Here is an 11925-nt window from a genome sequence, read left to right as displayed (position 1 = left end):
AGACACAGCAATGTGTTCAAATTTTCATCTATTCATAAGCTAGCCTTCGGGCTAGTTTTTTTGTGCTATATATATTTGTTTTAATTAAATAAAATTAGATAATGCAATAGTAGCCATTTTATGTTAATATTACCTTGGGCGTTTTCAAGGAGCGCCTTTCATTTTTTATGTATTGCTCCCCTTCGGGCTAGTATATTAAATTTATTTTTGCGCTTTCCAAATCAATGTATATGTGTTATATTGTTTATGGGAAGTAGGTAAGCATTTCGGTGCTTACCTTTTTTTGTTTTTCTATAAATACAATAAGGTATGTCAATTTGATAATTTATTAATTTTCATTTAATAAGAAGATCTATATAGTTAATGAATAATTAATGTACTTTTTTTTAGTTAGTCATTAAAATAAATTAGTACTAATTACTAAGGAGAATAAAAAATGAAAATTAGAAAATCTATACTTGCGGGAACTTTAGCAATCGTTTTAGCATCACCACTAGTAACTAATCTAGATAAAAATGAGGCACAAGCTAGCACAAGCTTGCCAACATCGAATGAATATCAAAACGAAAAGTTAGCTAATGAATTAAAATCGTTATTAGATGAACTAAATGTTAATGAATTAGCTACTGGAAGTTTAAACACTTATTATAAGCGAACTATAAAAATTTCAGGTCAAAAAGCAATGTATGCTCTTAAGTCAAAAGACTTTAAGAAAATGTCAGAAGCAAAATATCAACTTCAAAAGATTTATAACGAAATTGACGAAGCACTAAAAAGTAAATATTAAAAAAACCACCCTTTTACGGGTGGTTTTAATTTTCTAGATAATATAAAAGTGTTCATAAATAAAACAGTATAGGCAAACAATAAAGTATTGAAAAAAGTAAGTTTAATATGAAAATTGTTAAATGAACGACATCTTTTGTTTTTATAAATATCAAGAAAATAATCAAACTCAAAATAAATAACGTAACTGTAGTCATAGGCGTCCATACATAATCAGCATTAGTCATTAAGAATGGTGCAGCCATTATGAAAAAATTTATAATGCAGATGAAATAGACAATTAGACTATAAATTAGATAAATAACAATACACACCCTTCATAAATAAATAATTTAAATCCTATATATTTTAACAAAAGTAACACACAGAAGTGTAGAAAATAAAAAATATTGGTAAATAAAATCAATAAGTTTAACCAATATGTTGCTCGCTTCATACCGTATATTGCAACAAAAATTCCGATTAAGAAAAATATAGCCCCTATGATAAAACAGAAATCCGATGCTGAATTATTAAAAAATGAGGTGTTTAGAGTTAGAAAATGAGTTAATGAGTTGACTATAACTAATAAGATATTAATTATATTTGTATGGTTCTTCACATGATACCTCCAAGTAAAAAAATCTAATTAATAAAGTGAATGCTTGATGAACAAGCAGTTATTCCAAACAGAATCAATAAGAAAAGTAGAATCAACATGCTAATGCCCCATAAACAACCCTTTTCACTTTCTCTATTATTAATTTCTTGACTTCTTTTAAAGATATTATTACTTTTACATTCTTTAGTTGTTTTAAATTTCACGTTTTTATTACTTCCTTTTGTCTAAAAGTTTACAATGAATTTTTGATTATAATAATATATTCAAAATAGTACTATCTAGTTTGATATGTCAAGCAATATTATTATAAAATTGGAATTCTGAGTTGTCTACTCTAATTTATTATATTTACCTATAAAAATACACCTCAAAAAATAGATTTTTCAGTCTAGCTTTTGGGGTGTACATTCCACACAAACATGTGATTATTTTGATGTTTCTATTAAACTTGTAATTTTAAATTTAAAGTCCCTAAAAAGTCCCTAAAATTTTATTTTATATGAGGTATTATTGATAATGATAAAGTTATAAACCTTGATATTATGCTGTTTTACTTTTTGAATGATAAGTAATTTTATGTTAAAAGTCTCCAATTCGGATACAATACGGTCGATAACATATAAACGTTATGACTGACTAATTTTAAATCAGTATCATCTTTCTTAGTTTCTGCTTTGGCACTATTGTCTGTCAGTGCCCCAATTAATAATAAATTTGCTAATGCAAGTGTTGCAGCTTTTTTTAGTGTGTTGGATTTTGTTTTTTTCACCATCATTATCACTCCTTTTATATAGCTTACAACAAAATAGATGCAAAATTGATTAACTAAATTTAAATTAATTATTAAATCGAATTTATATTTTTAAGTAAATGTTTTTTGAGTATAAAGATGCTGTAAATATAATCGACAAATGTAATCGGAATTAAGAAATGAAGGTTGTAATGACATTTAAGTTTGAAGCTTGGTATAAACAAAATCAAACAGCATTTTAGTCATAGCAAATAGAGCAGTTAATCAAAATTAAAAGAACTTTTAACAGTGTTAAAAAATTATTGTTAAAGATAATTTATTATTAATATTCAGTTAATTCAAAAAATAGAGAAAGTCTGGCTATAATTAAGTTGCAATCACGAATTACATAAAAAAGGAGAGATAATTTATGAAATTTAAGTCATTGATTACAACAACATTAGCATTAGGCGTTATAGCATCAACAGGAGCAAACTTTAATACTAACGAAGCATCTGCCGCAGCTAAGCAAATAGATAAATCATCAAGTTCATTACACCATGGATATTCTAAAATACAGATTCCATATACAATCACTGTGAATGGTACAAGCCAAAACATTTTATCAAGCTTAACATTTAATAAGAATCAACAAATTAGTTATAAAGATATAGAGAATAAAGTTAAATCAGTTTTATACTTTAATAGAGGTATTAGTGATATCGATTTAAGACTTTCTAAGCAAGCAAAATACACGGTTCATTTTAAGAATGGAACAAAAAGAGTTGTCGATTTGAAAGCAGGCATTCACACAGCTGACTTAATCAATACAAGTGACATTAAAGCAATTAGTGTTAACGTAGATACTAAAAAGCAAGTGAAAGATAAAGAGGCAAAAGCAAATGTTCAAGTGCCGTATACAATCACTGTGAATGGTACAAGCCAAAACATTTTATCAAACTTAACATTTAAAAAGAATCAGCAAATTAGTTATAAAGATTTAGAGAATAATGTAAAATCAGTTTTAAAATCAAACAGAGGTATAACTGATGTAGATTTAAGACTTTCAAAACAAGCGAAATTTACAGTTAATTTTAAAAATGGCACGAAAAAAGTTATCGATTTGAAAGCAGGCATTTATACAGCGAACTTAATCAATACAGGCGATATTAAAAATATCAATATAAATGTAGAAACTAAAAAGCAAGCGAAAGATAAAGAAGCAAAAGTAAATAATCAAGTGCCATATTCAATTAATTTAAATGGTACAACAACTAATATTCAATCTAATTTAGCATTTTCAAATAAACCTTGGACAAATTACAAAAATTTAACAACAAAGGTAAAATCAGTATTGAAATCTGACAGAGGCGTTAGTGAACGTGATTTGAAACACGCAAAGAAAGCGTATTACACTGTTTACTTTAAAAATGGTGGTAAAAGAGTGATACATTTAAACTCGAATATTTATACAGCTAACTTAGTTCATGCGAAAGATGTTAAGAGAATTGAAGTTACTGTAAAAACAGTTTCGAAAGTAAAAGCGGAGCGTTATGTACCATATACAATTGCAGTAAATGGAGCATCAAATCCAACTTTATCAGATTTAAAATTTACAGGTGACTCACGTGTAAGCTACAGTGATATCACGAAAAAAGTTAAATCAGTATTGAAACATGATAGAGGTATCGGTGAACGTGAATTAAAATATGCCAAAAAAGCAACTTATACAGTACATTTTAAAAATGGAACAAAAAAAGTGATTAATTTAAACTCTAATATTAGTCAACTGAATCTGCTTTATGTCAAAGATATTAAAAATATAGATATCGATGTTAAAACTGGGGCAAAAGCGAAAGCGGATAGCTATGTACCATACACAATCGCAGTAAATGGGACAACAACACCTATTGCATCAAAACTAAAACTTTCGAATAAACAATTAATTGGTTATCAAGATTTAAATAAAAAAGTTAAATCAGATATCTTTACAAGAAATTTATTCAGTGTCAAAGATATTAAAAAGATTGATATTAATGTGAAACAACACACTAAATCTAATAAAGCGCTTAATAAAGTGACTAACAAAGCGACTAAAGTGAAGTTTCCAGTAACGATAAATGGATTTTCAAATTTAGTTTCAAATGAATTTGCGTTTTTACATCCACATAAAATAACAACAAACGACTTGAATGCTAAACTTAGACTAGCGTTAGCAAGCGATCAAGGTATTACTAAACATGATATTGGACTTTCTGAACGCACTGTGTATAAAGTGTATTTTAAAGACGGGTCATCAAAATTTGTTGACTTAAAAGCTGCGAAACAAGATTCAAAAGTATTTAAAGCAACTGACATTAAAAAAGTAGACATTGAAATTAAATTTTAATCTTTAATTTTATATTAAGGCATCTCACAATAGTGGGGTGCCTTTTTCATTTGTAGAGATGTGATACTTGAAGTGATTTGCCGCACGTTTGATAAATTTATCTAAGGCATATCAAGTTATGTTAGGAGAGATGTATAAAACTAATTAGGTATAGCGATTGACAAGTTGCTGAATAAAATAAATCTTTTGATGCTTTGAAAGAAGGAATAATTTTAAAAATAAAAAACCAATAATCCAAGTCATACTCATCAGATTATTGGTTGATATTAATTATCTTAAGTCATCAATTGCTTTAGCAATTGAATCAAATACATGTGGGATATCTTCTTTTTCTACACAGCTAAACGCAATACGAATATCTGTTGCATTTAGTGCAATAACACCAATTGAATATTTTTCAATTAAATGTTTACGAAGTTCTTCAGGGTCAACATCATGAACTTTTATTGCCATAAAGTATCCAGAGTTAAAGTCATATGCTTGCCAATGTGAATGATATTGATCAGCATAGACAACTTCCTTAGTGACTTCATAGCGTTCTTTTAATGTTTGAATATTTTGTTCGATTTCTTTATCGAATTGTTTATTATTTTTTAATACATGCTTAACAGCGCTTTGTGTTGGAAGCGGTCCACTAGAAATGTTGCTTCGTATAAGACCTTTTACTTTGGCTTCTAAAACTTCTTTAGTTGTTTGATCAGACGTTCCAAATGTTATAAATCCAACACGGAATCCCCATGCGAAAAATTCTTTTGTTGCACCATCTAAACGAACAGGTAAAATTGCATTTGAATTTAAATTAGTTAGTGCAGTAAATAATGATTGAGTATACACATCTTCATAGAATAAACCATAGTATGCATCATCCACAACAGCTATAACTTTTGTACCTTTATCAGCTAATGCTTTAATTGCATCGACGATGGTAGTCACTTCTTTATGCGTAGGTGTGTAACCTGTAGGATTATTAGGATAATTTAAAATCATAATGACTTTATCTTTATTGTATGATTGTAAAGCTTCTACAAGTGAATCAGTAGTATAATGCCCGTCTTTATCAAAGATAGGATATGTTTGAAGGTTTGCACCATTTCTCGTATTGAAAACAAGTTTGTAATTACCCCAATTATGCTCTGGTAACAAGATAGTGTCACCTTGATTTACAAATAAATCGCCAACTAGAGATAAACCGTGTGTTAATGCATTTGTAACAACTGGTCGTGACATGTTGTCGATTGATAGGTCTGGATTGTCACGCAACATTTTTTGTTGCCATAAATCACGTAATTCTTCGATACCTTGTGGTGGCGCATAAGGGAATATTTCATCTGGAGTTAAATCATTAAACATTGCATCTAAAGATGATGCAAACATTTTTCCGTCTTTGTTTGTCGCCATACCTATAGTTGCATTGTATGTTGTACTCTTTGCTTCAGCAGATTGAGATAAAATGCCTTTTGGATAAAACATATTTTGACCTAAGTCAGATAACATGTTAAGTACTGTTGCATTGGACTGTTGAAGTTGTTCATTTAAGTTTTGGGCTAAAGGATTCATTATTGCTTAACCTCTCTTTAAAAAAATTGTATGCCTATATATTATCTTCAATTATACCAAAGATAAAGTGTTGTTGGTGAATTAACGAATAATATGTAAAATCCGCCACCAAAATACGAACACATGTTCTGTTTTTATGTTAGAATAGGTGTAGGTCATCCTTCAGTATGATACTTTAGTCGAACGGAGGTGTAGTGTAATGATGTGGTGGCAAGAAGGGATGATGACACTTATTACAGGTGGCTTACTAATTATTTTTCGGCTTTGGTTAGAACTGAAATGGAAAAATAAAAAATGATCCTACACACATAAATAACCCCAAGTCTGCTGGTACCAGACTTGGGGTTGTGTAGTATAATTCTGTGGATACACTTAAATAATATCATTGAACACAATATATCGCAATCAATAATCATTTTGAATGCATAGTTTTGTCGTCATTTAAGCCAATGAGAGATTGGTTATATTACACTATATAATATATTAAGTTATGATAAATCTTTATATTTGTTATAATGTCGATGTTGAGGTGAAATAAATTGAAACATCTAACAAAAATATTTGTAGCATTAGCAATTATTTTATTTATTGTTGGTTATTATTTACAAGCAACAAACCATGAGAGCCAAGGTATAAAACTATTATTGGCAGCAATTATGTTTATGATTTGTGCTTTTATAAGTAGAAGTAATGATCGACGTAAAAATAACAAATAGAATTGACTGTTTTAAACGACTGTTCTTAATGACGCGACAATCACCGCTATAGTATAAGAATATTCGTTTTGACAGTCTTTTTTATTGAAGTAGACAATGCAAGATTAAATGGTAGTGTCTATTCATTTTATTCAACTGCTAGTAATACAATACTCAGTGTTATTTCTGAAGACTGGTTGATAATGAGACATGCATATTTACAAAACTGTGTATATTGTGTATATTGTATATATACAGAAGGTGATAGGGGGACGTTGATGAAAATAATTTTAAAAAACAATAGTGATTTTCCGATTTATGAGCAAATAAAACAGCAAGTGAAACAAAATATTTTAAAGGGTCATGTTGCTCCTGGCGAACATTTGCCATCTATGAGAGAACTTGCTAAAGATTTGCAAGTAAGTTTGATCACTACGAAACGTGCTTATGAAGATTTAGAGAAAGACGGTTTTGTTACAACAATTAGAGGAAAAGGGACCTTTGTTAAGGAGCAAGATAGTTCTATTTTAAAAGAGAAACAATTTTTTACCATTGAAAATTTGGTTAAAGAATTGGTTAATGAAGCGCAAGCCATCGAAATGTCACTTGAGGAACTTCAAGATATTTTAACGTTCATTTATGAGGAGGAATCATCATGAATGCCATAGAATTAAGTAATGTTAATTATTCAAGTGATCAGTTTAATTTAAAGAATATCTCTTTCAAAGTTCCTCAAGGATTCGTCACTGGTTTTATTGGTAGAAATGGCGCTGGTAAAACCACAATAATAAGGTTAATTATGGATTTGTATCAACCACAAACTGGTGTTATTAGAGTATTAGAAGAGGATATGGCTCTCAATCCGATAGAGTTAAAGAATAGAATTGGGTTTGTTTACTCTGAAAATTATTTTAATGAGAGATGGACTACGAAGCAACTTGAAAAAATGATTGCCCCTTTTTATCGTAAATGGGACCATCAAGTATTTGAATTTTATCTTGAAAAGTTCGATTTACCAATCAATAAATCAATAAAAACATTTTCGACTGGCATGAAAATGAAATTATCACTAGCAGTTGCATTTTCACATCATGCTGAATTGTATATTTTTGATGAGCCTACTTCAGGTCTTGATCCCATAGCTAGAAATGAGCTATTGGAGATAATTCAGCAAGAATTAATTGATGAAAATAAAACAATATTCATGTCGACACACATTATCTCAGATTTAGAAAAAATAGCTGATTATATCATTCACTTAAGTGACGGTGAAGTTATCTTAAATGGTTCAAAAGAACAACTGTTACAAAGATATCAAGTTGTGAGTGGTGCTATTGAGGACCTTGATGATGAATTAGCATCTCTACTTATTTATGAAGAACATAAGCGTACGGGATTTATAGGATTAACAGAACATGCGCAAGTATTTAAAGAAATTTTAGGTCATAAAGTGAATATCACTACACCTTCTATTGAAAACTTAATGGTTTATCTTGAAAAGAGAAAACCTAAATATTATGAAAACATCAAATTGATGGAAGAAGGTTTTTAAATGAAGGCATTGTTAATTAGGAATTTTAAATTACGACGATATACACTTATCATCTATTTTCTATTATTAACCTTATATCCTTTTTATATAATGCTTGACTCAACAAAGTTCTTTTACTTATTGCAATCTTTTATAAGTCCAACAATATTGATTATTTGGATTTTAGATGCTGGTCACTTATTTAGACTCAATCGTAGATTAGGTGGTAATGATTCATATTATTTTTATATGAGTTTACCAGTGTCAAAAAAACAATTGCTTAATGCCAACTATATTACATGCATTGTTTTAACATTAATTGGAACGCTTGTTATTAGTTTATATGCTTATGAAGCAGATGTGATTGAACCAAATTCAATCTATTTTTCAACTGCATATGCATTTGTCATATCTAACTTCTTGTCTATACCAATTGCATTTAGTCAATTTACAGAATTGCGTAGAGTCAAAGTGCCATATGGTATATACGTGTTTACTATTATCATTTTAGTTCCATTTTTATTTTCAATTGCAATAGTGTTGGTGAATTATTTTGTTCTAAGTCAATCATCATTCCCAGATCTATATTCATATATTTTAAATATTGGTTTTCTAATTATCAGCATTGTTATACTTATTGTTAATTATTTTAAACAGCTCAATAAAATAAATACTAGAAAATTTAAAGGAGGCAGTCGATGAAATTAGAACATATTACAAAAAAATACGGCTCAAATGTCGTTTTAAATGATATTGATTTTGACTTTGGCGATAGTAGAATTGTCGGATTAATAGGAAAAAACGGTGTTGGTAAAACAACTGTTATGAAAGTAATGAATGGTAATATTATTAAATTTGATGGAAAAGTAGACATTGATAATGCAGATAATATCGGTTTTTTAATTGAGCATCCTAAATTATATGATAATAAATCAGGATTGTATAACTTGAAATTATTTGCACAAGTATTAGGTAAGGGTTTTGATAAAGCATACACAGACAAAATTATAGATGCATTTGGTATGAGACCTTATATTAAAAAGAAAGTTAAGAAATATTCAATGGGGATGAAGCAAAAGTTAGCAATTGCAGTATCTTTAATGAATAAACCTAAATTTTTAATCTTGGATGAGCCTACAAATGGTATGGATCCAGATGGGTCAATTGATGTGCTGACTACAATTAAGTCTCTAGTAAATGAACTTGATATGAGAATTCTAATATCAAGTCATAAGTTAGAAGATATTGAATTAATTTGTGATAGAGCTGTATTTTTGAGAGACGGACATTTTGTTCAAGATGTAAACATGGAGGAAGGTGTTGCATCTGACACAACGATAGTTACTGTTGATCATAAAGACTTTGATAGAACTGAAAAATATCTTGCAGAGCATTTCCAATTACAAAATGTCGACAAAGCAGACGGACATTTAATGATCAATGCACAAAAAAATTATCAAGTTATACTAAAAGCATTATCTGAATTAGATATTTATCCGAAATATATTGAAACACGTAAAAGTTCATTGCGTGATACGTACTTCAATATAAATCAAAGAGGTGATAAATAATGAGAATTTTAAATTTAGTTAAGTATGATTTTTATAGTATTTTTAAAAGTCTGTTAACATATTTAGCGATACTAATCGTATCTAGTTTGATTGCAACTCAAAGTATACTTATGGCAAATTCGATGGATAACCCGAAACATATTATTGTCTATGGATCTGTCTTTGCTGCAGCAAAATGGTTATTGTTAATAATTGGATTGATGTTTGTTGTTAAGACAATTACGCGTGATTTTTCACAAGGTACAATTCAACTATATATGAGTAAAGTTAAAACACGCGTTGGTTACATTATTTCGAAAACAATTTCAATTATTTTAATTTCAATATTATTTGCATTAATTCATTATGTGATTTTGATTGTTGTGCAGGCATCTAGTAACGGGAAAAATTTGGAGTTTTCTAAATATGTAGATAATTTATGGTTCTTCCTAATCTTTTTACTATTCTTTGGCTTGTTTTTATTCTTAATCACACTTGCATCACAAAAAACAGCAATGATATTTTCGTTAGGTGTATTTTTAGTACTTATTGTACCGTTTATTAAACCTTTCATTACATTTATTCCAAGATATGGTGATAAAGTTTTAGATGCTTTTGATTATATCCCTTTTGCTTACTTAACTGATAAAATGATTAGCTCTAACTTTGATTTTAGCAATTGGCAATGGGTAATTTCATTAGGTTCTATAGTGATATTCTTCATTTTGAATATCTTATACGTCGCTAAAAAAGACATTTAATAAAAATAATTTTGAGGTTGGGAATTTTAAATTTTCCCAACCTCAAAGTTTGTCTTATTGTAAATTTATTTATTTTCTAATTTATTTAGGATGGAATTATAAACTGCTTTCCAAAATGAAGCGTCAGTTTTATAGCGGTTTGATATAACTAAGTGTGTTTCTTTTTCTAAATCTGCATAGTCTGGATGATCTTTGCTCGGTAATTTATCAGCACGAACATCAGTTACAAATTTTTGGACTTCATTTGCTCTTGGTCCCCAAACTGTTTCTTGTTCGAATTGATCATTCAAGAATACGAAGATAGGAATTGCACGTGATTTACCATTTGTTAAATATTGATCGATCAGTTTTGTATCATCATCTCTATGGAACACGCGTACTTCTAAATTTAATGCTTCACTGATGTGTTTTAGAATTGGGAGATTCATCATTGCATCTCCACACCAGTCTTCAGTAATTACTAATACTTTAGAATAATTCATCTCTTTTATTTTTTTGATGCGTGAATCATCTTCTGGTAACTCAAATGATTGATAGATACTGAGAACGGTATCTTGATTTGTCTTCATTCCATCAATGTATTCATTTAAGGGTTGGCTATTTTTGAAATAAGTTTCTAAATTTGTCATTGTAAAAACCTCCTTTAGCATTTACAACATTATACCAATTTATAGTAATAAAAGGTAATGAAATAAATTAATTGCAAATTCTTTGTTAATTTTTGTTAAGGATGAAACGGGAAGCACCTTATGCTATATTTAAATAAGTACAAAGAAAGGGTGACATCAGTGCGTATTCAAAATCGCTGGGTTGTGTTTATATTATTTTTAATCTGTTCTTTTGGTGTATTAATTGGTTTGTATCAATATCGTCATACGAAGACTGTGGATTTGTCTAATCTTGAAATAAACGATATTAAATTAAATGATAAGTTTGATAAAAAAGGCTATGAAGTCAATAAAAAAATTAAGTTTGATCGATTTAAATTTTATAACAGTAAAGCTCACCCTGACCTTACCGTTAAAGTGAGAGAAAAGGATAACATCGTTAAGGGGATAATATTAGTAAGAGATGAAAAGATACATACTAATTTTGATGGGGGAATTGGTTCGCCGATAAATAACGCGATTGAAAATCTTGGATTCGGATATAAAAGAACAAAAGTTGGCAATGATTTCTCATCTGTAAAGTATATTGATAGAGATAACCATTTAAAATTAAACTTACTTTATCAAGATTTAGAAATTAAACGTATTGAATTTTTTAGTAAATAGCTTTAGGTCTTAAAGTTATAAAAAACGAATGAATAATTTTATTGGGATGAG

Annotated in this window: 15 protein-coding genes and 1 pseudogene; 10 read left to right on the top strand and 6 right to left on the bottom strand. The window is 28.9% G+C overall.

Annotation, left to right across the window (positions count from 1 at the left end; translation table 11 throughout):
- Positions 1 to 436: 436 nt before the first annotated feature.
- Positions 437 to 787 carry a complement inhibitor SCIN-A gene (scn, locus tag HMPREF2658_RS10425; protein ID WP_000702263.1) on the top strand — a complete coding sequence of 117 codons (351 nt, stop codon included), beginning with the start codon at positions 437 to 439 and terminating at the stop codon, positions 785 to 787.
- A 52-nt stretch (positions 788 to 839) separates the two neighbouring features.
- Here scn and HMPREF2658_RS10420 read toward each other — a convergent pair whose 3' ends face one another.
- The 4 genes and pseudogenes from HMPREF2658_RS10420 to HMPREF2658_RS10405 form a co-directional block, all read right to left on the bottom strand.
- Entirely contained in the window at positions 840 to 1100 is a 261-nt protein-coding gene (locus HMPREF2658_RS10420; protein WP_001791826.1) for a hypothetical protein, read from the bottom strand.
- Complete coding sequence (locus HMPREF2658_RS14935) at positions 1079 to 1387, bottom strand: hypothetical protein (RefSeq protein ID WP_001795394.1); 309 nt, start codon at positions 1385 to 1387, stop codon at positions 1079 to 1081. Before HMPREF2658_RS14935 ends, HMPREF2658_RS10420 begins: the two co-directional genes overlap by 22 nt.
- A gap of 23 nt (positions 1388 to 1410) precedes the next feature.
- Positions 1411 to 1590 carry a hypothetical protein gene (locus HMPREF2658_RS10410; protein ID WP_000669789.1) on the bottom strand — a complete coding sequence of 60 codons (180 nt, stop codon included), beginning with the start codon at positions 1588 to 1590 and terminating at the stop codon, positions 1411 to 1413.
- 386 nt (positions 1591 to 1976) lie between these two features.
- Positions 1977 to 2159, bottom strand: a pseudogene (locus HMPREF2658_RS10405) (sphingomyelin phosphodiesterase); the annotation flags it as partial.
- Between the two features lie 388 nt (positions 2160 to 2547).
- Here HMPREF2658_RS10405 and eap point away from each other — a divergent pair.
- Positions 2548 to 4506: an extracellular adherence protein Eap/Map gene (gene eap, locus HMPREF2658_RS10400; protein ID WP_070854401.1), complete on the top strand. Its 1959-nt coding sequence runs from the start codon at positions 2548 to 2550 to the stop codon at positions 4504 to 4506.
- Positions 4507 to 4776: 270 nt separating this feature from the next.
- On the opposite strand, the gene HMPREF2658_RS10395 is transcribed toward eap, so the two are convergent.
- The gene (locus HMPREF2658_RS10395; protein ID WP_001068518.1) at positions 4777 to 6063 is read right to left on the bottom strand and encodes an aminotransferase class I/II-fold pyridoxal phosphate-dependent enzyme; all 1287 of its coding nucleotides are present in this window, start codon (positions 6061 to 6063) and stop codon (positions 4777 to 4779) included.
- 199 nt (positions 6064 to 6262) lie between these two features.
- Here HMPREF2658_RS10395 and HMPREF2658_RS10390 point away from each other — a divergent pair, with 199 nt between their 5' ends.
- The 7 genes from HMPREF2658_RS10390 to pmtD all read left to right on the top strand — a co-directional run bounded on the left by HMPREF2658_RS10390 (position 6263) and on the right by pmtD (position 10600).
- Complete coding sequence (locus HMPREF2658_RS10390) at positions 6263 to 6361, top strand: Trp-rich small protein (RefSeq protein ID WP_000990056.1); 99 nt, start codon at positions 6263 to 6265, stop codon at positions 6359 to 6361.
- 241 nt (positions 6362 to 6602) lie between these two features.
- A complete protein-coding gene (locus HMPREF2658_RS10385) occupies positions 6603 to 6779 on the top strand; it encodes an SE1626 family protein (protein ID WP_000681966.1) in 177 nt (58 codons plus the stop codon).
- A 257-nt stretch (positions 6780 to 7036) separates the two neighbouring features.
- A complete protein-coding gene (locus HMPREF2658_RS10380; RefSeq protein WP_000691584.1) occupies positions 7037 to 7417 on the top strand; it encodes a PSM export ABC transporter transcriptional regulator PmtR in 381 nt (126 codons plus the stop codon).
- Positions 7414 to 8310: a phenol-soluble modulin export ABC transporter ATP-binding protein PmtA gene (gene pmtA, locus HMPREF2658_RS10375; protein WP_000991300.1), complete on the top strand. Its 897-nt coding sequence runs from the start codon at positions 7414 to 7416 to the stop codon at positions 8308 to 8310. Before HMPREF2658_RS10380 ends, pmtA begins: the two co-directional genes overlap by 4 nt.
- A complete protein-coding gene (gene pmtB, locus HMPREF2658_RS10370) occupies positions 8311 to 8991 on the top strand; it encodes a phenol-soluble modulin export ABC transporter permease subunit PmtB (RefSeq protein WP_000645721.1) in 681 nt (226 codons plus the stop codon).
- Positions 8988 to 9860, top strand: a complete 873-nt coding sequence (pmtC, locus tag HMPREF2658_RS10365; RefSeq protein WP_000763048.1) for a phenol-soluble modulin export ABC transporter ATP-binding protein PmtC — start codon at positions 8988 to 8990, stop codon at positions 9858 to 9860. Before pmtB ends, pmtC begins: the two co-directional genes overlap by 4 nt.
- Complete coding sequence (pmtD, locus tag HMPREF2658_RS10360; RefSeq protein ID WP_054194530.1) at positions 9860 to 10600, top strand: phenol-soluble modulin export ABC transporter permease subunit PmtD; 741 nt, start codon at positions 9860 to 9862, stop codon at positions 10598 to 10600. Before pmtC ends, pmtD begins: the two co-directional genes overlap by 1 nt.
- 65 nt (positions 10601 to 10665) lie before the next feature.
- Here the strand turns inward: pmtD and HMPREF2658_RS10355 are convergent, their stop codons facing one another.
- On the bottom strand, positions 10666 to 11229 hold the full coding sequence (locus HMPREF2658_RS10355; RefSeq protein WP_000182842.1) for a thioredoxin family protein: 564 nt from the start codon (positions 11227 to 11229) through the stop codon (positions 10666 to 10668).
- Between the two features lie 120 nt (positions 11230 to 11349).
- Between HMPREF2658_RS10355 and HMPREF2658_RS10350 the strand changes: the two genes are divergently transcribed.
- Positions 11350 to 11874, top strand: a complete 525-nt coding sequence (locus HMPREF2658_RS10350; RefSeq protein WP_000966286.1) for a membrane protein — start codon at positions 11350 to 11352, stop codon at positions 11872 to 11874.
- Positions 11875 to 11925 lie beyond the last annotated feature (51 nt).

This window comes from Staphylococcus sp. HMSC062H10 (genome assembly GCF_001836945.1).
GTDB classification, from domain to species: Bacteria; Bacillota; Bacilli; order Staphylococcales; family Staphylococcaceae; genus Staphylococcus; species Staphylococcus aureus.
Note: the sequence above shows the minus strand (reverse complement) of the source record. Positions and strands in the feature narration are given on the sequence as shown.